This window comes from Streptomyces beijiangensis (assembly GCF_017315755.1).
GTDB lineage: Bacteria > Actinomycetota > Actinomycetes > Streptomycetales > Streptomycetaceae > Streptomyces > Streptomyces beijiangensis.
Map to the genome: position 1 here is coordinate 1 of NZ_JAFLRJ010000023.1, position 19,895 is coordinate 19,895.

At 70.3% G+C, this 19,895-nt stretch carries 17 protein-coding genes and 2 tRNA genes; 14 read left to right on the plus strand and 5 right to left on the minus strand.

The genetic code is table 11. The features are described 5' to 3' along the window. The 9 genes from J0695_RS02965 to J0695_RS03005 all read left to right on the plus strand — a co-directional run. Positions 1-488, plus strand: a 488-nt coding sequence (locus J0695_RS02965) for a Zn-ribbon domain-containing OB-fold protein (RefSeq protein ID WP_206959877.1), incomplete at its 5' end; no start/stop codon positions are given. A 1-nt stretch (position 489) separates the two neighbouring features. Next, positions 490-1,533 (plus strand): acyl-CoA dehydrogenase family protein, encoded by a 1,044-nt coding sequence (locus J0695_RS02970; protein ID WP_206959878.1) that lies wholly within the window; start codon positions 490-492, stop codon positions 1,531-1,533. Beyond that, positions 1,530-1,928, plus strand: a complete 399-nt coding sequence (locus J0695_RS02975; RefSeq protein WP_206959880.1) for a MaoC family dehydratase — start codon at positions 1,530-1,532, stop codon at positions 1,926-1,928. Before J0695_RS02970 ends, J0695_RS02975 begins: the two co-directional genes overlap by 4 nt. Then, positions 1,925-3,091, plus strand: a complete 1,167-nt coding sequence (locus J0695_RS02980; RefSeq protein WP_206959882.1) for a lipid-transfer protein — start codon at positions 1,925-1,927, stop codon at positions 3,089-3,091. Before J0695_RS02975 ends, J0695_RS02980 begins: the two co-directional genes overlap by 4 nt. Before the next feature lie 52 nt (positions 3,092-3,143). Further along, the gene (locus J0695_RS02985) at positions 3,144-4,022 is read left to right on the plus strand and encodes a DUF1906 domain-containing protein (protein WP_206959884.1); all 879 of its coding nucleotides are present in this window, start codon (positions 3,144-3,146) and stop codon (positions 4,020-4,022) included. 125 nt (positions 4,023-4,147) lie between these two features. Continuing rightward, positions 4,148-4,693: a SigE family RNA polymerase sigma factor gene (locus tag J0695_RS02990; RefSeq protein ID WP_206959886.1), complete on the plus strand. Its 546-nt coding sequence runs from the start codon at positions 4,148-4,150 to the stop codon at positions 4,691-4,693. A 152-nt stretch (positions 4,694-4,845) separates the two neighbouring features. Continuing rightward, the gene (locus tag J0695_RS02995) at positions 4,846-6,531 is read left to right on the plus strand and encodes a transthyretin-like family protein (RefSeq protein WP_206959888.1); all 1,686 of its coding nucleotides are present in this window, start codon (positions 4,846-4,848) and stop codon (positions 6,529-6,531) included. A 13-nt stretch (positions 6,532-6,544) separates the two neighbouring features. Next, positions 6,545-8,221 carry a hypothetical protein gene (locus J0695_RS03000; RefSeq protein WP_206959890.1) on the plus strand — a complete coding sequence of 559 codons (1,677 nt, stop codon included), beginning with the start codon at positions 6,545-6,547 and terminating at the stop codon, positions 8,219-8,221. 133 nt (positions 8,222-8,354) lie between these two features. Then, positions 8,355-10,004: a long-chain fatty acid--CoA ligase gene (locus J0695_RS03005; RefSeq protein ID WP_206959892.1), complete on the plus strand. Its 1,650-nt coding sequence runs from the start codon at positions 8,355-8,357 to the stop codon at positions 10,002-10,004. A gap of 34 nt (positions 10,005-10,038) precedes the next feature. On the opposite strand, the gene J0695_RS03010 is transcribed toward J0695_RS03005, so the two are convergent. Further along, on the minus strand, positions 10,039-11,247 hold the full coding sequence (locus J0695_RS03010) for an MFS transporter (RefSeq protein ID WP_206959894.1): 1,209 nt from the start codon (positions 11,245-11,247) through the stop codon (positions 10,039-10,041). A 111-nt stretch (positions 11,248-11,358) separates the two neighbouring features. Between J0695_RS03010 and J0695_RS03015 the strand changes: the two genes are divergently transcribed. Next, positions 11,359-11,937 (plus strand): TetR/AcrR family transcriptional regulator, encoded by a 579-nt coding sequence (locus tag J0695_RS03015; protein WP_206959895.1) that lies wholly within the window; start codon positions 11,359-11,361, stop codon positions 11,935-11,937. A gap of 40 nt (positions 11,938-11,977) precedes the next feature. On the opposite strand, the gene J0695_RS03020 is transcribed toward J0695_RS03015, so the two are convergent. Next, a complete protein-coding gene (locus tag J0695_RS03020) occupies positions 11,978-15,460 on the minus strand; it encodes a PAS domain-containing protein (protein ID WP_206959897.1) in 3,483 nt (1,160 codons plus the stop codon). Between the two features lie 147 nt (positions 15,461-15,607). Continuing rightward, positions 15,608-16,078: an SSI family serine proteinase inhibitor gene (locus J0695_RS03025; protein WP_206959899.1), complete on the minus strand. Its 471-nt coding sequence runs from the start codon at positions 16,076-16,078 to the stop codon at positions 15,608-15,610. 193 nt (positions 16,079-16,271) lie between these two features. Here J0695_RS03025 and J0695_RS03030 point away from each other — a divergent pair. The 3 genes from J0695_RS03030 (at position 16,272) to J0695_RS03040 (ending at position 17,462) form a co-directional block, all read left to right on the plus strand. Then, positions 16,272-16,362, plus strand: a tRNA-Ser gene (locus tag J0695_RS03030). Positions 16,363-16,513: 151 nt separating this feature from the next. After that, positions 16,514-16,586: transfer RNA gene (locus J0695_RS03035), tRNA-Arg, on the plus strand. A 186-nt stretch (positions 16,587-16,772) separates the two neighbouring features. Further along, positions 16,773-17,462 carry a hypothetical protein gene (locus J0695_RS03040; protein WP_206959900.1) on the plus strand — a complete coding sequence of 230 codons (690 nt, stop codon included), beginning with the start codon at positions 16,773-16,775 and terminating at the stop codon, positions 17,460-17,462. Positions 17,463-17,608: 146 nt separating this feature from the next. On the opposite strand, the gene J0695_RS03045 is transcribed toward J0695_RS03040, so the two are convergent. Beyond that, complete coding sequence (locus tag J0695_RS03045) at positions 17,609-18,013, minus strand: hypothetical protein (RefSeq protein ID WP_206959901.1); 405 nt, start codon at positions 18,011-18,013, stop codon at positions 17,609-17,611. 152 nt (positions 18,014-18,165) lie between these two features. On the opposite strand from J0695_RS03045, the gene J0695_RS03050 reads away from it, so the two are divergent. Beyond that, positions 18,166-19,110 carry a BRO-N domain-containing protein gene (locus tag J0695_RS03050; RefSeq protein WP_206959902.1) on the plus strand — a complete coding sequence of 315 codons (945 nt, stop codon included), beginning with the start codon at positions 18,166-18,168 and terminating at the stop codon, positions 19,108-19,110. Positions 19,111-19,229: 119 nt separating this feature from the next. Here the strand turns inward: J0695_RS03050 and J0695_RS03055 are convergent, their stop codons facing one another. After that, on the minus strand, positions 19,230-19,802 hold the full coding sequence (locus J0695_RS03055; RefSeq protein ID WP_206959904.1) for a putative glycolipid-binding domain-containing protein: 573 nt from the start codon (positions 19,800-19,802) through the stop codon (positions 19,230-19,232). Positions 19,803-19,895 lie beyond the last annotated feature (93 nt).

Consider the following 19,895-nt stretch of genomic DNA (forward strand, 5'->3'; position numbering starts at 1 on the left):
GGATGGATGTCAGGGCGGATGGGGAGTTGGCGGGGACACACCGCTTCCGGATCCTCAAGTACGCGCCGGCCGCGGGGAAGAAGCCGAAGGGGCAGCGTCCGCGGCCCGTGATCAACCGCGACAACGCCGGATTCTGGGACGGGGTGTCCGAGCACCGGCTGCTGATCCAGCGGTGCGGGGGCTGCGGGACGCTGCGGTTCCCCTGGCTGCCCGGATGCAATGCGTGCGGGTCGCAGGAGTGGGACACGGTCGAGGCGAGTGGTGCGGGGACGGTCTATTCGTACGTGGTGATGCACCATCCGCCGTTCCCCGCCTTCGATCCGCCTTACGCGGTGGGGCTGATCGAGCTCGCCGAAGGGGTGCGGATGGTCAGCAATGTGGTGGGGGTGCCGCCCGACAAAGTGCGGATCGGGATGCCGGTGCGGCTCGAATTCCTACGGGTGGACGCGGAGTTGGAACTGCCGGTCTTCAGAGGGGGTGAGGGCTGAGATGGATTTCACGCCCACGGAGGAGCAGGGAGCCGCGCAGGAGCTGGCGGCGCAGATCTTCGGAGACCTCTCCACGCACGAGCGGCTGTCGGCGGCCGGCACGGGGACGGACGCGGAGCTGTGGAAGGCGCTGACATCGGCTGGTCTGGTGGCGGCGGTGGAGGAGACCGGGCTGCTCGGACTGGTCCTGGTCCTGGAGGAGATGGGGCGGACCACGGCGCAGGTGCCGTTCGCCGCGACGAGCGTGTACGGACTCCTGGCGGTGGCCGGGCACGGGACGCCGGAGCAGCGCGAGCGGCTGCTGCCGGGGTTCAGGGACGGGACGGCGGTGGCGACCGGCGCGTTCCCTGCGCGGGGAGGTGTACGGACCGACGGGGAAGGCCGGTTGAGCGGGGTCGCGCCGGCCGTGCCGTGGCTGCGGGACGCGACGCATGTGCTGGTGGCGGCAGCCCTGGCGGATGGGGGCGCGGGCTGCTTTCTCGTGGAGACCGCCGGGGCGGAGACCGAGCCGGTCGACCTGACCGCCCCCTGGCGGGCCGGGCGGCTGGTGCTCGACGGGACGCCGGGCGAGCGCATCGGCGACAGCGGGACGTACGCGGCCGTACTGGCCGCGGGCCGCACCGCGTTCGCGGGGCTGCAGGCCGGGGTGTGCGCCGGGTCGCTGGCGCGGGCCGTCGCGTACACCTCGGTGCGCGAGCAGTTCGGCCGGCCGCTCTCCACCAACCAGGCGGTGCTGCTGCGGGCGGCCGACGCGTACATGGACACCGAGGCGATACGGGTCACCGCGTACGAGGCCGCCTGGCGCCATGACGAGGGGCTCGCGTACGACAGTCATGCGCTGACCGCGGCCTGGTGGGCGTCCGAGGCCGGGAGCAGGGTCGTGCATGCAGGACAGCATCTGCACGGAGGGATGGGCGCCGATCTGGAGCATCCCGTGCACCGGCACTTCCTCTGGGGGCGCCAGTTGGACGCGTATCTGGGGAGCGGGGGCGAAGTCCTCGCCGAACTGGGGCAGTTGCTGACCGATGAGGGGGAGACGGCATGAGGGTCGGTGAGGAGCTGCGGCCGCTGGAGATCCCGATCACCCGCACGCTGATCGTCGCGGGCGCGGTGGCCTCCAGGGACTACCAGGACGTGCACCACGACGCGGAGGCGGCCAGGGCGAAGGGCTCCCCCGACATCTTCATGAACATCCTGACGACGAACGGTCTGGTCGGCCGGTTCATCACCGACCACTTCGGGTCCGGGGCCTCGCTGCGGAAGGTCGCGATCCGGCTCGGGGCGCCCAATTATCCCGGGGACACGATGGTGCTGACCGGGACGGTCACCGCGGTCGACGGTGACACGGCCCAGGTGAGGGTCGTGGGGGCCAATGGGATCGGGCATCACGTCACCGGCAGCGTGACGGTCACCGTGAAGGACAAGGGGGACGGCGCATGAGCCTGCGCAGGCGTGACTCGCTCGGCGGGAAGGCCGCCGTCGTGGGCATCGGGGCGACCGAGTTCTCCAAGGACTCCGGGCGCAGTGAGCTCAAACTGGCAGTGGAGGCAGTGCAGTCGGCGCTGGACGACGCCGGGCTGACCCCCGCCGACGTCGACGGCCTGGTCACCTTCACCATGGACACCAGCCCCGAGATCACCGTCGCCCAGGCGGCCGGCATCGGAGAGCTGTCGTTCTTCTCGCGGATCCACTACGGCGGCGGGGCGGCCTGCGCCACCGTCCAGCAGGCCGCGCTCGCCGTGGCGTCGGGGGTGGCCGAAGTCGTCGTCTGCTACCGGGCGTTCAACGAGCGCTCCGGTCGGCGGTTCGGGTCGGGGGTGCAGCACCGGGAGCCATCGGCGGAGGGTGCGGCGCTCGGCTGGGCGCTGCCGTTCGGGCTGCTGACGCCCGCCTCCTGGGTGGCGATGGCGGCGCAGCGCTATCTGCACACCTACGGCCTCACCCCGGAGGCCTTCGGGCAGGTGGCGGTGGTCGACCGCCGCCATGCCGCCCGTAACCCGGCCGCGTACTTCTACGGCAAACCGATCACGCTCGCCGACCATGCCGCCTCGCGCTGGATCGTCGAGCCGCTGCGGCTGCTCGACTGCTGCCAGGAGACCGACGGCGGGCAGGCGATCGTGGTGACCAGCGCCGAGCGGGCGCGCGATCTGCGCCATCCGCCCGCGGTGATCGTCGCCGCGGCGCAGGGGGCGGGCCGGGCGCAGGAGCAGATGACCAGTTTCTACCGCGACGATCTGAGCGGGCTGCCCGAGATGAGCGTGGTGGCACGGCAGCTCTGGCAGACCTCGGGTCTCGCACCCTCCGACATCGACGTGGGGATCCTGTACGACCACTTCACACCGTTCGTGCTGATGCAGCTGGAGGAGTTCGGGTTCTGCGAGCCGGGCGAGGCGGCGGACTTCGTCGCCGCGGACGGGCTGCCGCTGAACACCCACGGCGGGCAGCTGGGGGAGGCGTATCTGCACGGGATGAACGGAATCGCGGAGGCGGTCAGGCAGCTGCGGGGCACCTCGGTGAACCAGATACCGGGTGCGGCCAGGACCCTGGTGACCGCGGGCACCGGCGTTCCCACATCCGGGCTGATCCTGGGCTCGGACGGCTGAGGGCGGCGGCTGTGCGGTGGCAGGTCCCGGCCGGGGACCGTTCACTGCGCGTATGCGACTGGAGCCACGCAAACGGAAGAGGATCCCGGGGTACGCGCTGCATCTGCTGAGCGCGCTGGTCGTCCTGATCGTGCTCGTACCGGCGCCGGCGGCCGGTGCTGCCGGTGCCTCGGGTGCTGCCGGTGCGGCCGGTGCCGCGGGTGCCGCGGGTGCCGTCCACTTCAGCGGCTGGGCCTTCGACACCTGTACGGCCCCGCCCGCGGCGACGATGAGGTCCTGGCTCTCCTCGCGGTACCGGGCCGTCGGCGTGTACTACGCGGGGCGCGGGCGGGGATGCGTACGGCAGCCGTATCTCAGCCGCCGTTGGGTGACGCAGGTGCACCGGATGGGCTGGCAGGTGCTGCCGGTCTTCGTCGGCTCGCAGTCCCCCTGCGTCGGCGCCGAGCACAAGCGCAACGTGCGCATCGGCCGTGACCCCTGGCGCCAGGGTGCGTCCGAGGCACGGGAGGCCGTCCACCGGGCGAGGGCGCTCGGCATGGGCAGGGCCAGCCCGCTCTACCTCGACCTGGAGGCGTACGACACCGGCAACCGCCGGTGCGCGGACACCACCCTGACCTTCGTCCGGTCCTGGAACCGCCAAGTACGCCGGTCCGGCTACCTCCCCGGCTTCTACAGCAGCGCCGACTCGGGGGTCGCCCATATCGAGCGCGCCCGGCGGGCCGGGATCGGGGACCTGCCGTCGGTGATCTGGTTCGCCCGCTGGCACACCGCGCCCGCGCTCCACGGGGAACGGGCCCTGACCGACGGCTGGCAGGGCCACCGCCGTATCCACCAGTACGCGGGCAATGTGGCCGAGACACACGGCGGCCGGCGGCTCGTGGTGGACCGGAGCAAGGCCGACGCCCCGGTGGCCAGGGTGGGAAAACCCTGAGGTTGGGACGGCTCCTCTCCACCTTCAGGAGGTGTAGCCAGCCCCACCCCTACAACCTGAGGCGGATCCAGCTTCGGCACCTGTGGCCGATCCCCGGGGGTGGTGCCCGCTCCTAGCGTGGACCTATGACCACAACCGTGGAGCCCGTCTGCACCAGCGCCTCGAAGGCGGCGGCCCGCTACCCGTCGTTCGCCACCTATGTCGGGGCGCGCGGTCCCGTGCTGCTGCGCACCGCCCGCTCGCTCACCGCCAACCCGAGCGACGCCGAGGACCTGCTGCAGACCGCGCTGACCAAGACCTATGTCGCCTGGGAGCGGATCGAGGACCACCGTGCGCTCGACGGCTATGTCCGCCGTGCGCTCCTCAACACCCGGACCTCGCAGTGGCGCAAGCGCAAGGTCGACGAGTTCGTCTGCGACGAGCTCCCCGAGCCGGAGACGGCAGCCGCCCCCGACGCCGCCGAACAACAGGCGCTGCGCGACGCGATGTGGCGCGCGATCATGAAGCTCCCCGACCGCCAGCGCGCCATGGTCGTCCTGCGGTACTACGAGGACCTCAGCGAGGCCCAGACCGCCGAGGTGCTCAGCGTCTCCATCGGTACGGTCAAGAGCGCCGTCTCCCGCGCGCTGGGAAAGCTCCGCGAGGACCCGGAACTCGTGCCCGTGCGCTGACCCGTGCGCTGACCCGTGCACTGCCCCGTGCGCTGGCCCGTGCGCTGGCCCGCACACCGCCAGCCCCACAGGCCCTCGCTGTCACAGTGGTCCGCTACTCTTCCGGCCACGGCGCGTTTCTTCGCGCCTTCTGACCTGTGGGGGGTCCACACATGCGCATCATGCGCTCCCAGCGGCCTGCCGTTTTCCGTACGGCCGCCCTCTTCGTTCTCACCGCCGCGCTGGCGGGCCCTGCTCTGACCCTGGCCCCGTCCGCGTTCGCGGCCGAGGTGAGCGTCACCAGGATCACCACCGCCGACACCGGCGGCATCGACGTCGGCCTCGCCGACCAGACGGCGCTCTGGGTGAAGGCCACGGTGCGCGCATCGACCGCCGCCGACGCGCCCGTCCTCGCCTCGACCGACGACCTGACCTTCGACTGGCAGCGCGGCTGGCACACCGACAAGCCGCTGCACCTCGCCGACGGCACCGCCTACGGCGACTACCCGGTCGACATCGACTACCGCCTCCCCGGCGGCACCGTCCAGCACTGGTCGGGCGCCGAACACGGCGCATCGGGACTCTTCGGCTACCGCCTGCACACGGGCGTCGCCGAGACCGCCTTCGACCGTACGTACACGGACTTCGACCACCAGAGCGCGACCCTGACCGGCAAGGCCGAGACCTTCGACCCGGCGACCGGAACCACCGGGCCCGCCCGGGCCGGCACCACGGTCCGGGTCGGCTGGCAGGCCAGGGTCGGCGTCGGCACCAAGTCGGGCTCCGCCACCGCGGTCACCGACGACACCGGCGCCTTCCAGGCCCAGGTCACCCCCGGCGGCGCGCTCACCAGCGGCTCCGCGGCGATCGTGGCCCAGACGCCGGACACCGTCCCGCGCCCCGCCTCGGCTCTCTCCGAGCTGGGCGTGCGCGGGACGACGTACCGGATCACGGCAGGTCCCGAGACCGCCCGGGTGCACGCGGGCAGCAACTACACCGTCTCGGGCCAGATCCAGCGGCTCACCCAGGACGGCTGGAAGCCGTTCGCGGGCGCCCCCGTGGTCACCGCCACCGGCACGGACGTCTACAACCACACCGTCCCCGGCCTGATGGGCTCGGGCACCGCGGACGCCTCGGGCCGCTTCAGCTTCCCGGCGAAGGCCAAGAGCTCCACGTACACCTACACGTACGCGAAGCCCTCCGAGTACCTCGGCAGCATCATCTACGCCGAGAACCAGATCAGCGTCCCGAAGGCCGGTTCGTACTCCTCGTTCTCCCTCTCCCTCGACGCCTACCGCACGGTGACGGCGAGCGGAAAGCTCAACGGCGTCTGCGGCCGGCAGGCGCTCGTGCTGCAGTACTCCAAGAACGGCGCCGCCCCCTGGCACAACATCCGTTCCGCCACCACGGGCGACCAGACGAACGGCCAGTCCTGCGCCTTCAAGTTCACGGGCGCCGGCTACACCGACGGCTACTACCGCGTCGTCCACAGCGAGTCCAACGAGATGCTGAGCCTCGTCTCACCGGCCAAGCGCCTGAACCGCGTGCAGACGCGGATCACCTCCTTCTCGACCACGCCGAGCCGCCCGTACAAGAACGCCACGCTCACCGCGACCGGCACGCTCACGCAGCTCACCGGCGGCAAGTGGAAGGCCCAGAAGGGCGCGAGAGTCGTCCTCGTCTACAAGCCCAAGGGCGACAGCCAGTGGTACTGGGTGGTCAAGGCGACCACCAATTCCGCCGGCCGCTTCACGCTCAAGTCCAAGGCGTACGGCGACGGCACGTGGGGTGTGTATTACGAGGCCGACTCGAAGCACTTCTACAGCGAGTCCAACTCCCGCTACGTCGACGTCCGCTGAGGAGACCACCACCATGAGAAGCAAGCGCACTCTCGCCCTGGTCACCGCGGTGGCCGCCGTTTCCGCCGTGCTCACCGCGGCCCCCGCCTTCGCCGATGACGCCGCGACGGTCGGCATCGGGGTCGCCCGCACGGTCGACGACCAGCGCGGCACCTTCCGCGTCACCGCCTGGACGGACGCCACAGGCGCCGCGCTCAGCAAGGTCACCGCGACCCTCAGGGACGGCGACCAGACCGTCGCCACCACCCCGTTGGTGGGCGCGGGCGACGGCGTGTACACGCCCGAAGCCGTACTGAAGCTGACCGAGGACGGCGGCCCTCTGCCGCACCTGGGCCGGTACGCCATCGACGTGACCGCCGAGGACGACCAGGGCCACACCGTCACCCGCGACAACGCGGGGACGCTGGACTTCACCCTGCGGCCCGCCTTCCAGAACACCGGCGACCAGGGCCGCCTCGGCATCACCCGCACCGCGGACTGGGACAACCGCGGCCAGGCCGTCACCGACAAGCTGATCGGTATCGAGCCGGGCAGCGGGGACACGGTCCCGATCGAGGGCCGTACGGTCACGGTCACCCGCACCTACGACTCCTCGATGCCCGACCGCAAGGCGGACGCCACCCTCTCCGCCGCCACGGACGCCCAAGGCGCCTTCACCACACCGGACTTCGCTCTGGACTGGTACGGCTCCTACCGCGCGGGATTCAGCGCAGACGACAGCCAGGTGCACGGCACCGCCGACGGCTACACCTACACCGAGCTCCAGCGGACGACGGTGTACGTCACCGCCACCGCCGACCGCACCCGCGCCGAGCCGGGCCAGAAGGTCACGGTCAGCGGCACGGTACGCACCGGAACGGGCACCACCGGAGCCCCGGTCGCCGGAGCGCAGGTCGTCCTGTCGGGCGGCAGCATCGGGTACGGCGACCGTATCGGCGACGTGACGGTGACCACCGACGCCACCGGTCACTTCACCGGCGCGTTCACCGCCACCCCCGGCAGCTACAACTCGGCCTGGTACGCCACGCTGGGCGGCACGTTCCTGTCGGGGGAGCCGGTGTCCGGCACGCTCGTCGTGCCCCAGGACTCCGTCTACCTCGCCCCGCGCATCAGCCTCGCCTCCGACGGCAGGGTCACCGCGACGGCGCGCCTGGTCCGTACGTACGACCGGGTGGGAGCGATCTACCAGGACCAGACGACCCACCTCGAGTACTCCAAGGACGGCAAGACCGGCTGGAAGTCCATCGGCTCCGCCAAGACGACGTACGAGACGGCCAAGCCCTCCGGCTGGGGCTACACCACCGGTTACTACCGGCTGCACCACCCCACCTCCGACGAGCTGGCCCAGAGCTACAGCAGCGTGGTGCACCTGAGCCGCGTCAGCACCCGCGTCGAGGGCAACAACGCCGCCCCCGAGCCGGTCAAGAAGGGCGCGAAGGTCACGGTGACCGGCACGCTCAAGGAGTACAAGAGCGGCTGGAAGGCGCTCGGAGGCCGCTCGGTGCGGCTGTATTTCCAGGCCAAGGGCTCCAAGACCTGGACGTACATCACTGCCGGCAAGACCGATTCCAAGGGCCGGGCGAAGCTGACGGGCAAGGCGGCCAAGGACGGCGTCTGGCTGCTGCAGTACTTCGGTGACTCGGTCCATTTCGACAGTTACGCCACCGCGGACTACGTCGACGTGCGCTGATCCACCGGGATTCACCGGGTTTTACCGGGATCCACCGGTCCGGTCCCCCGGGGGTAGTGACATACCGTGCGGTACGTGCGCAGAATTGCGCCACATTACCGTCGCGTAGCAACGCTGCCCCCGGGAGGACGCCGTGCTGAGCACCATGCAGGACGTACCACTGACTGTGACCCGCATTCTCGTCCACGGGACGCTGGTGCACGGCAGCTCGCAGATCACCACCTGGACCGGTGAGGGCCAGGAACCGCATCGCCGGTCCTTCGCCGAGGCGGGACTGCGCGCGGCCCAGCTGGCGGGCGCCCTCCGCGACGAGCTGGGCGTCGAGGGCGACCAGCGCGTCGCCACCCTCATGTGGAACAACGCCGAGCACGTCGAGGCGTATCTCGCGATCCCCTCCATGGGCGCGGTGCTCCACACCCTCAACCTCCGCCTCCCCGCCGAGCAGCTGGTGTGGATCGTGGCGCACGCCGCGGACCGCGTGATCATCGTCAACGGCTCCCTGCTGCCGCTGCTCGCCCCGCTCCTGCCCCGGATGACGACCGTCGAGCACATCGTCGTCAGCGGCCCCGGCGACCGCAGTCTCCTCGACGGATCCCACGCGCGGGTCCATGAGTACGAGGAGCTGATCGCGGACCGCCCGACCACGTACGACTGGCCCGAGATCGACGAACGCCAGGCCGCCGCCCTCTGCTACACCTCGGGCACCACCGGCGACCCCAAGGGCGTCGTCTACTCGCACCGCTCGATCTATCTGCACTCCATGCAGGTCAACACCGCGCAGTCGATGGGGCTCACCGACCGCGACACCACCCTCGTCGTGGTCCCCCAATTCCACGTCAACGCCTGGGGGTTGCCGCACGCGACCTTCATGAGCGGCGTGAACATGCTGATGCCCGACCGCTTCCTGCAGCCGGCCCCGCTCGCCGAGATGATCGTCAGCGAGCAGCCCACGCACGCGGCCGCGGTACCCACCATCTGGCAGGGCCTTCTCGCCGAACTGACCGCGCACCCGCGCGACATCTCCTGCATGAAGACCGTCACCATCGGCGGCTCGGCCTGTCCGCCCTCGCTGATGGAGGCGTACGACAAGCTGGGTGTACGGCTCTGTCACGCCTGGGGCATGACCGAGACCTCGCCGCTGGGTACCGTCGCCAACCCGCCCGCCGGACTGACCGCCGAGGAGGAGTGGCCGTACCGCCTCAGCCAGGGCCGCTTCCCGGCCGGGGTCGAGCCCCGGCTGATCGGCCCGTCAGGCGAACGGCTGCCCTGGGACGGCGAGTCGGCGGGCGAGCTGGAGGTACGCGGCCCGTGGATCGCCGGTGCGTACTACGGCGGTGCGAACGGCGAGGACTTCCGCCCCGCCGACAAGTTCAGCGAGGACGGCTGGCTGAAGACCGGCGACGTCGGCCACATCTCCCCCGACGGCTATCTGACCCTCACCGACCGCGCCAAGGACGTCATCAAGTCCGGCGGCGAGTGGATCTCCAGCGTCGACCTGGAGAACGCGCTGATGGCCCACCCGCAGGTGGCGGAGGCCGCGGTCGTCGCCGTACCGGACGCGAAATGGGGCGAACGCCCCCTCGCCAGCGTGGTGCTGAAGGAGGGGGCGTCCGTCGGATTCGCCGAACTCCGGGCGTTCCTCGGCGAATCCGTCGCCAAGTGGCAGCTGCCGGAGCGCTGGACGGTGATCGCTTCCGTACCGAAGACCTCGGTCGGCAAGTTCGACAAGAAGGTCATCCGCAGGCAGTACGCGGACGGGGAGCTGGACGTCACCGAGCTCTGACGTCACTGAGCTCTGACGTCACCGGGCTCCGATGTCACCGGGCTCTGACGGCCGCGGAACCCGCCCAGCCCAGCGTCAGCCACACCGCCGCCACCGCGCACGCCCCGCCCCAGCCGGCGTGCGCGTAGGCGGGCCCGGCGAGGGCGCTGGCGAGCGCGCCGCCCGCGAACGCGGCAACCATGTAGGCGGTGTTGGCGACCGCAGGGGTCTTCGTCGCGGTCAACGCCTTTGTCTGGTTGGCCACTTGGCCGGTGACCATCGCCGCGTGGATCAGTACGGCGGCCAGGCACAGCGCCCACAACTGCCGTCCGCCCAGCCAGAAGAGCGGGATCGAGACGGCGGCAACGACGTACGCGCTGCGGACGACCTTCCGCGACCCGAACCGGTCCGAGAGCCCTCCCGCGAGAGGTGCGACGGCGCTCGCGGTAAGACCGAAGAGGCCGAAAAGACCGGCGGTCGCGGTGCTCATGGAGTACGCGGGTCCGGTCAGCAGCAGCACGAGGCTGGTCCACACCGCGCTCCACGCGCCGAAAAGACCGGCCTGGCGCAGGCATGCGCGCAGCAGATCGGGCGACTGCTTCAGTACGCGGGGAAGCCTGGCCAGCGCCGCGAGCGGGTGCCCGGTGGCAGCGCGCTTCCCGGTCGGCAGGAGGGAGGCCGTGCCCAGACCGACGAGCACGGTCAGCACGGCCGCGCCGACGAACACCGCCCGCCAGCCGTACGCCTGCCCGGCCAGCGCGCCGAGCACCCGGGCCGCGACGATCCCGGCGAACAGCCCCGCGATGACCACGGCGACATGCAGCCCGCGCCGCGCGGCGGGCGCACGCTCGGCGACCAGCGGCACCAGGAGCTGCGGGACGACGGTGGTGGCGCTCGCCACCAGTACGGCCGCGGCCAGCGCGGTCATGCCCTGGGCGAAGGCGCCCGCGGTGAGGGCGGCCCCGGTGAGGACGGTCAGGATTCCGACGAGCCGCCGCCGGTTGACGGTGTCACCGAGCGGCGCGAAGAACAACAGCCCGGTCGCATAACCGAGTTGGGCCACCGAGGCGATCCAGGCGGCGCCGGAGGGCGCGAGGTGGAAGGAGTGGGCGATCGGCCCCAGGAGGGGCGCGGCGAGATAGATGTTGGAGGCCGTGACGGCGGTGCAGAGACCGAGTACGGCGAGGAAGACGGCGGGCGGGACGGTACGCGGGCCTCGCGCGGAAGTGGTGGCACGGCGGCGGTCGAGCGTGACAGAAGACATCCGGAGCAACTCTCCCCTGAGCTAGCCGGAGCGGAGTAACCAACTGGTTGGTTGAAAGTTTGGGGCGTGCGCCTCTGTTCTGTCAACCAACCAGTTGGTTACGCTGTCCCCATGTCAGTGAGAGACCCCGAGGCGACCAAGGCCCGGATCTTCGAGGCGGCCACCGCCGAGTTCGCGGCGTACGGCATCGCCGGCGCCCGCGTCGACCGCATCGCACGCGAGGCGAAGGCCAACAAGCAGCTGATCTACGCCTACTTCGGAAACAAGGCCGAGCTCTTCGCCCAGGTCCTGGAGAAGGCGCTGGTCGACATCGCCGTCAGCACCCCGGTCGACGCGGAGAACATCGACGACTGGATCGACCGCCTGCTCGACTACCACGCGGCGCACCCGCACGTGCTGAGGCTGCTCTTCTGGGAGGGCCTGGAGTACGGCACCGACGGCATCCCGCACGAGGAGGAACGCCGCACCCACTACGACCGCAAGACCGCCGCCTTCGCCACGGCCCAGGCCAAGGGCGTCATCAGCGACGCGATCCCGCCCCAGGACCTGCTCTTCATGATGGTCGCCCTGGCGGGCTGGTCGACGGCGGTGCCGCAGATGCGGCGGATCCTGGTCGGCGGCACGGACGACGACGGGGCGCGGCTGCGGTCGTCGATCCGCGAGGCGGCACGGCGGCTCACCCAGCAGTAGCCGGTGCGGGCGGTCCAGCGCGACCCGCCCGCCCCCGCGCCTAGTTGGTACCGATCTTCGCCAGCAGATCCACGATCCGCTCCTGCACCTCACTGCTGGTCGACCGCTCGGCGAGGAACAGCACCGTCTCCCCCGACGTGAGCCTGGGCAGCTCCGCCTGGTTGAGCCCGGCCGAGGTGTAGACGACCAGCGGCGTCCGGTTCAGCTGCTTGTTCGCCCGCAGCCAGTCGACGATCCCGGCCCGCCGCCTGCGTACCTGCATCAGATCCATGACCACCAGGTTCGGCCGCATCTGCGCGGCCAGCGTCACGGCCTCCGCGTCCGTCGCCGCCCGCGCCACCTGCATCCCGCGCCGCTCCAGCGTCGCCGTCAGCGCGAGCGCGATCTCATCGTGCTCCTCGATCAGCAGCACCCGCGAAGGATGCTGCTCGCTGTCGCGCGGGGCGAGCGCCTTCAGCAGTACGGCGGGATCGGCACCGTACGCCGCCTCCCGCGTGGCCTGCCCGAGCCCCGCCGTCACCAGCACCGGCACCTCGGCGGCCACGGCCGCCTGCCGCAGGGACTGCAGGGCGGTACGCGTGATCGGCCCGGTCAGCGGATCGACGAAGAGCGCAGCGGGGAAGGCCGCGATCTGCGCGTCGACCTCCTCGCGCGAATGCACGATCACAGGCCGGTAGCCGCGGTCGCTCAACGCCTGCTGCGTAGAGACGTCCGGCGCGGGCCAGACCAGCAGCCGCCGCGGGTTGTCCAGCGGCTCCGGAGGCAGCTCGTCGTCACCGAACTTGTCGGGGCGCGGCTGCGGCCGGTTGGCCACCTCCACGGCCCCACCGGGACCGTCCAGGGGCTCGGGCCCCTCGGCACCCTCGTCGGGCTTCCCTATGGCGTACGAACGCCCCTCGGCCGGAACCGGGATCCGCTGCTGCGAACCGCTCTGCGAACCGCTCTGCGGATGCGGCCTGGCGGCGGACTCCGCCGGAGCGGCCGTCGCGCGGTCCCCCTCCGGCGGCGCGGCGAGCCTGCGCCGCCGGCCCGACCCGAGGCTCTGGTTCTGGTTCTGCTGCTGGGTGAGCTGCTGCACGAACGGCACGCCCTGCCCCAGCGTCCGTACGCTTATCGGCGCCGGAGTCTCGGCCGGCAGCGGCTGCGCGGCCGGTGCGGGAGTCTCGGTCGCCCCGGCCCAGCCCTCCGGCGAGGCGAAGAGCGTCCCGCCGTCCGCGGGAACGCCCGCGGCGGGGGTCTGCCCCGTCTGCCCCGTCCCGGCCGTCTCCGCGGGGTGCTCCTGCGCCTGCTGCTGTACGTCACCGAGGTCACGCCCCCGGTCGGCCTCCGCCGGCGGCAGCGCGAACGGACTGCGCGGGGCGTGCGCCTCGGCCGGAGTCGAAGCCGGTGAGGTGGCGAGCGCGCGCCGGGCACGTCTCCCGGCGGGCTGGCCCTGCGGCGCGGCCTCTGCGCCGGGGGTCTGGCCTGCTGGTACGGAAGAAGGCAGCCCGCTCTCGATCTCCAGTGCCCCTTCGGGCCGCCGGGCACGACGCCCGGCAGGAGCGCCCCCTCCGTCGGCGGGCACACCCTGCGGCGGCACGGTCTCGCCCAGCGCGGCACGCCCGCCGCCGGACTGCGCGGCAGCGCCCTCGGAGGCGGTCACCACGGAACCCTCGGCAGCCCGGTCCGTCTGCGACTGGGCCTGTGCCGGAATCTCCGCGGCGGCCGATGTGCCCGCCGCGGAAGGCGCGGCACGCCGCCGCCCCGTCGGCTCCGTCGCCGGCGCCGGGCCCTCGACCGGACTGTCCAGGAACGCGTCCGTGGAGGCCCGCCGGGCCCGCCGCCGGCCGCCGCCCGACCCGTTGCCGTCCTGCTGCGCAGGGAGCGAAGGCGCCGCAGCGGCCTCCTCCTCGGGCGGCGAGATCATCCCCGCACCGTCCCCCAACGGCACTTCCAGCACATAGGCACTGCCGGTCATCCCCGGCACCTCATGCGTCTGCAGCACCCCGCCGTGCGCCCGCACGATGCCCCGCACGATCGGCTCGTGCACGGGGTCTCCCCCGCTGTACGGCCCGCGCACCTCGATCCGTACAACTTCCCCACGCTGAGCGACGGCCACCACGATCGTCGAGTCCACATAGGCCCCGCCGGGCGCCACCCGCGTCTTGCCGGTCGCGTCCACGCCCGCCACATCGGCGACAAGATGCGCCAGAGCGGCGGCCAGCCGGTCGCCGTCCACCTCGGCCTCTATGGGCGGCGCATGAACAGCGAACTGAGCCCTCCCGGGCCCGATCAGCTCCACGGCGCCCTCGACACCCGCTGCCACCACGGCATCGAGCATCACCTTGCTCTTCCGCAGCTCGTCCGCACCCGCGTCGAGCCGCTGATAGGCGAGTACACCGTCCACCAGCGTGGTCATCCGCGCGTACCCGGCAGCCAGATGATGAAGAATCTGATTCGCCTCGGGCCACAGCTGCCCGGCCGGGTCGGCGGCCAGCGCACCCAGCTCCCCGCGCAGCTCCTCCAGGGGCCCGCGCAGCGCGTCGCCCAGTACGGCGGTCAGCTGCCGGTGCCGCCCTTCCAGCGATACGAGCTGCTCCTCGCGCGCCTTGGTCTCGGCCGCGTGCCGCTCCTCGCGCTCCTTGGACTCGGCGGCGAACCGCTCGTCGCGATCCTTCAGATCGGCCGCGTACCGCTCGTCGCGCTCCTTGAGCTCCGCCGCATGGAGCTTCACCTGCTTCTCGTACGGCCGCCGGTCGGCGAACGTCAGCACGGCGCCGACCAGCTGCTCCCCGTCGCGTACGGGCGCGGTGGTCATGTCGACCGGTACGACACTGCCGTCCTTGGCCCACAGCACCTGCCCGCGCACCCGGTGCTTGCGCCCGGACCGCAGAGTGTCGGCGAGAGCGCTCTCCTCGTACGGGAAGGGCTCCCCGTCGGCGCGCGAGTGCTGCACCAGCGGATGCAGCTCCTTGCCGCCGAGCTCACTGGCCCGGAACCCGAGAATCTGAGCGACGGACGGATTGACGAGAACGACCCGCCCCTCCGTGTCCGTCCCGACGACACCCTCGGACGCGGCCCGCAGGATCATCTCGGTCTGCCGCTGCGACCGGGCGAGCTCGGCCTCGGTGTCGACAGTCCCCGAAAGATCCCTGACGACCAGCATCAGCAGCTCGTCACCGCTGTACCCGTTGTACGAGGCATAGGCCTCGCGCCCGTCCTCAAGATTGGCGCTGGTCACCTCGGCGGGGAACTCGCTGCCGTCGGTACGCCGCGCGTGCATCCGCGTCGGCCTGGTCCTGCCCTGCTCGTCCGCGCTCTCCGGCCGTCGCATCGTGCCCGGGATCAGCCGCGAGTCGAACTCCGGCAGCAGATCGAGCAGCCCCCGCCCGACGAGCGCCGTGCCCGGCGCCTCGAAGGCCTCGAGGGCGATGGTGTTGGCGTTGACGACCGTGCCGTTGGCGTTGACGAGCAACAGCCCGTCGGGAAGGGCGTCAAGTATGGCTGCGAGGCGAGCAGCGCCTCGGGATGGCCTGCTGCTCACAACGACGCTTCCTCCCAGAACTACTGCACCTTGCGCCTGTCTCTTCAAGCACTGTGCATGGGAGTCTAAAGGCAGCGGCATTCCGCGCGACGGCGGATGAGGGGGAGCTCTCACCAAGGATCTGTGAACGGGCGTGTACGCCGGCGCTCAGACGGCTCCGCCAGGCCCTGCCTCCGACCCTGCCTCCAGCCCTGTCTCCAGCCCTGTCTCCGGCAGCACAGGCCCCATCACATCCCACCGCGAGATCTCGCACCCATTGCCCCGGCCGAAGACGGCATCGACGCTCCGCCCCTGCCAGCTGCCGGTGACGCGGGCGGTGGCGGGCCCTCCGTACTGCATGGTGCAGATCGCGTCCCGCGGCACGGGCGCGAAGGGATCGCTCCCGCCCCGCGCCAGCTCATCCAGCTGCTCACAGGCCTTCTCCGCCCGGGGGTGATCGCCCCCGACGGGCCCGCAGACGAGCTGAAAGGTCCCGTCCCCGCCCGCACTGCCCGACCCGGACACGGTGACGGTGAGCCGGTCACCGGACCCCGGCAGCACGGACGCCCCGGCGGCGGGGACCACACCGGCGGAAGCGCAGACAGCAACGATGACCCCGGTCAGCAGACGGCGCATCATGACGTACTCCTCAGGAACGAACCTCACCGGAATCTCTCGCCCCTTCTAACGCTCCACCGCCCCCGGCGTTGCGCGAGTACGAAGGGCTTTGCCCTGCCGCCCACCTGCCTTGTACCGTGGGGGCGGATTGGTGACACCCCGCAAGGCTGTGTCATCATCTGCACGCAGCACATCGCGCTCGCGCGGGTGCACTGGAGGCGTCGCCTAGTCCGGTCTATGGCGCCGCACTGCTAATGCGGTTTGGGTCTTAAAGCCCATCGGGGGTTCAAATCCCCCCGCCTCCGCAGCCGGGTCACCGAAGCCCCGTCCGCAAGGACGGGGCTTCGGTGTTTTCCCAGCTCAGCATGGGTACGGCCAATCGATTTCACCTCAGGCCGCAGGTCATGTAATGTTCTTCTTGCAACGCCGACGAGGCAGAAAAGCCCCAGACGCCAAGCACTCGTAGCTTAACGGATAGAGCATCTGACTACGGATCAGAAGGTTGCAGGTTCGAATCCTGCCGAGTGCACAGCAGGCCAGAGGCCCCCAGGAGAAATCCTGGGGGCCTCTCGCTTTGTGCGTACAGCAGCGAAGTACAGCAAAGGAGGGCCGGCCAGCGGGCATCGCCCCTGCGTACCGCATACTCCCCCTTCCCAGCCCTGAGCGTGCTCCTTACAGTCTCGATCAACGACACGTGAGCTGAACGGGGCGGGCTATGGAGACGGCGCAGCGAGTGATCCACCGAAGCGGGCTGTTCTCGCGGTTATTACTCGTACTCGTGGGACTGGCACTACTGCTCCTCAGCTACACCTTGCTCCGCGAAAATCTGCCGCAGCGCTTGCTCCGCACCTGGCCCTGGAAGCTCAAGCTTCTGGACATCCAGAGTGCTGTGGCGGGAGTGCTCGCCACGGGTGGAGCCACGCTGGCTCGTGCTCAGTACGCGCGCACGATCCGGCCGGCACTCGGGTTCTTCGGGCGTGTCATCGCCGACGTCGCTCCAGGCGTTCAACTGGCTTGGGTGAGCCACTTCTACAACGGTGGTCAGGGCGTGGCCGTCACAGAAGATCTGAGCTACTGGATCGATTACACGTCCTCGGCGCGCGCCGACGGTGCCACGAACTCTTCGGCATGGGTGACTCATCAGGTTGCGACGGCATCGATCGAGTCCCGAGGGCTCTTGAACAGGGAAGACTTCGCGCTGCACGTCGTGGGGCGTGGTCGACCCATCCCCGGACAGCAGCTCCAGCTCTTGAGCTGGTTCGCTGAGAAGGCCATGCGCGAGGTGGAGAGCGTGTTCGTCCGACTGCGTGTAGTCGACCAGGTCGGCGACACCCACGAGCGCGTAATCAACGTGTTGAAGGCCGCGGATCGTTCACCCACCCGCACGGACCCGCCGCCCTTCTGAACGGCGAGCCGCCAACGGGTGTGTCACCGATCGCGTCCCGTACTTCTTCCTCGCTCAGAGACGGACTCCGCGTCGGACTCCGGATTCGTGGTGCTCAGACTCAGATGACGATCTGACGTCCAGGGGCCAGGGCGGCAGGGTGGCGGCTACCGGTCAGAGGCTTCGCGCAAGGTCGGTACGACGACGATCTGGTACTCGTCCTCGTAAATGATCGTCCCGGGGTTCGAGGACTCCAGCCGCCGGCACTCGACCCCGTGCGCGGCGAGGAGCTCCAGATAGCCGTCCACGCGGCTGACGAGCTGCTGGGAGCTGACCTTGAACCAGGCGGCGGCGCCGGGGTTGGTCCGTGGGTCGTAGACCGTGGGGTCAATGGTCGTGGGGTTGGTGTAGTTGGCGTCGTACCAGTCGTTGTTGGCGCGCCAGAAGCGGTGCTGCTCGGGAGTCAGCCTGCCCTCGCGGGCCAGTCCGTTGGCGAGGCCGAAGACTCCGGGGTAGTTGCCGCGGGGGGTTCGGGTCGTTCCCTGGAACCTGACGTACAGCGCTTCTTGCACCTGGGGGCCTCCGTGTCGTGCTGTGGGGACAGGGAAGGAAGCGTACTGGTGTGCGAGAAACGATTCTTCTGTCCCCCAATGGGTGAACATCCTTTCTGTCCAAGGGCGTTGCATGGACGCGCATTTATGTTCCGCGATGGAGGTGATGCTCGATGTACGAGCAGAACACGACGCCGGGACAGTCGGCGGCGCAGCAGGACGCGATCGATGTCAGTGACTTCGTCTACGCGGCGACGGGCGCGCGGGTCCGGAGGGTGACGTTGCCGAGCGGGGAGCACTGGTTCCCGGCGGTAGATGTTGCGGGGAATCTTGGCTACGTGAACACCCGCCAGGCTCTTCTCCAGCACGTTGCAGCAGAGTGGCAACAGAGTCTGGGAGATGTTGCGCGAAGCGTCTATCCCATAGACGCTTCGCGCAACATGGCAGGTCACGGGCTCAAGAAGTCGATGAGGATGGTGAACTTGCAGGGGATGATCCAGCTCGTCGGCGCGTGCACAAAGCCGGATTGTGTGCCGTTCAAGAAGTGGGTGGCCGAGGTTGTCGCCACCGTCCAACATGATGGTTCGTACGCGCTTGAGCCGGCCTCGGTGCAACCTGCCCCGGACAGTGGGGTGGCGTACGCGATGCCTCAGCAGGTTGCCGATGCCATCGTGCGGCTCGAGGAGCGGAACATTCGTGCGGACGAGGCGTTCGCCGTCTGGGAAGCGGAGCGCAATGAGCTGTTGCGGGAAGCCAATCGCAGCCGGAGCGCGATGGCCGAGGCACTTCACCGGATCGGTGGTTCGATCGACCGGCTTGCGGACCGGCTGGAGTCTCGGCAGCCTGCGGCCGCCGAGCCGACAGTAACGCCCCAGGAGTTGCTGGCCACTTGGCGTGAGCGGCACTTGGTTGTCACCGACGATGTGCATGCGGTGGCGGCGTATCTCGCGCCAGCGCTGGTTCGGGGGGAGGCCCGGTATCGGCTTGAGGAGATCGCCGGCCGTACGGGGCTGCCGCTGGATCGCGTGCACGACTGCGTGCGGATGCTGCTCAAGCGGGGCTGTATGCGGCAGACCGGGTGTGCGTCGGACGGTGCGCCGGTTTACGTGCTTCCGTAGGTGGGCCGCAACGGGGTGAGCCCGAAGTCGCAAATCCAAGTTGCGGCTTCGGGCTCGTCCGTAACGTACCGGAAGCGAGCGCTGAGAGATTTCCGAGACCGTAACCTCGCGTTACGGTCTCAGCGTTCTCGCAGGTCAGTGGCATCATCTGTCAGGCGGTGCGCCATCCCGGGGTAGGTGACCACCAGGCCCGCCTCGTCGTACGTGAGGTCGCTGCGGAACGTGTTCGACGTGTAGCGGACCCGGTTCGAGGACAGGTGGGTGTACGTCTGGAGGGAAGGGACGACCGTCAGGTCGGGGACCCGGATCCAGGCCATCAGGAAGTCGTGCGTGCCCGGGGCGCGGTGCAGGTCGTGGCGGAGTACCGGCATCGTGTTCGTGAGGGGCGAGAGGCCCAGGTCGCAGTCGAGGGCCTCGGTCGCCCAGGGGAGGGCCGTTCCGTTGGCCGTCCAGGTGTGGGTGCTCGCGTCGCGGCGCAGGTCCAGGTGGTGTGTGGACGTCTCGGTGTCAGAGGTGACTGTCATTCTGCGAGTGGTCCAGTTTTCGTCGGTCTCCAGCTCGTACGCGATCCAGTACGGGTCCGGGAGGGCGCCGAAGATCCGGCCGTGGGCGGTGAGGGTGGTGGCATCGAGCGTGATCCAGGACGTCTCGTAGCCGCCGCTCTCGGTGACCCGCCAGGTGAGGGTGCGCATGGGAGTCAGTGTGGATGCGAGTGGAGGAGCGCGGCGCGGGATGTGGCGTTGTGGTGGGTTGCGGTGGGGGGTCGGCGGGCCCCGGCTCGGGTG

What these genes read in the sequence shown, in the direction of transcription:
- J0695_RS02970 (WP_206959878.1), top strand. Translation starts at nt 490, where the DNA reads ATGGATTTCACGCCCACGGAGGAGCAGGGAGCCGCGCAGGAGCTGGCG.
- J0695_RS02975 (WP_206959880.1), top strand. Translation starts at nt 1,530, where the DNA reads ATGAGGGTCGGTGAGGAGCTGCGGCCGCTGGAGATCCCGATCACCCGC.
- J0695_RS02980 (WP_206959882.1), top strand. Translation starts at nt 1,925, where the DNA reads ATGAGCCTGCGCAGGCGTGACTCGCTCGGCGGGAAGGCCGCCGTCGTG.
- J0695_RS02985 (WP_206959884.1), top strand. Translation starts at nt 3,144, where the DNA reads ATGCGACTGGAGCCACGCAAACGGAAGAGGATCCCGGGGTACGCGCTG.
- J0695_RS02990 (WP_206959886.1), top strand. Translation starts at nt 4,148, where the DNA reads ATGACCACAACCGTGGAGCCCGTCTGCACCAGCGCCTCGAAGGCGGCG.
- J0695_RS02995 (WP_206959888.1), top strand. Translation starts at nt 4,846, where the DNA reads ATGCGCATCATGCGCTCCCAGCGGCCTGCCGTTTTCCGTACGGCCGCC.
- J0695_RS03000 (WP_206959890.1), top strand. Translation starts at nt 6,545, where the DNA reads ATGAGAAGCAAGCGCACTCTCGCCCTGGTCACCGCGGTGGCCGCCGTT.
- J0695_RS03010 (WP_206959894.1), bottom strand. Translation starts at nt 11,247, where the DNA reads ATGTCTTCTGTCACGCTCGACCGCCGCCGTGCCACCACTTCCGCGCGA.
- J0695_RS03015 (WP_206959895.1), top strand. Translation starts at nt 11,359, where the DNA reads ATGTCAGTGAGAGACCCCGAGGCGACCAAGGCCCGGATCTTCGAGGCG.
- J0695_RS03025 (WP_206959899.1), bottom strand. Translation starts at nt 16,078, where the DNA reads ATGATGCGCCGTCTGCTGACCGGGGTCATCGTTGCTGTCTGCGCTTCC.
- J0695_RS03040 (WP_206959900.1), top strand. Translation starts at nt 16,773, where the DNA reads ATGGAGACGGCGCAGCGAGTGATCCACCGAAGCGGGCTGTTCTCGCGG.
- J0695_RS03050 (WP_206959902.1), top strand. Translation starts at nt 18,166, where the DNA reads ATGTACGAGCAGAACACGACGCCGGGACAGTCGGCGGCGCAGCAGGAC.
- J0695_RS03055 (WP_206959904.1), bottom strand. Translation starts at nt 19,802, where the DNA reads ATGCGCACCCTCACCTGGCGGGTCACCGAGAGCGGCGGCTACGAGACG.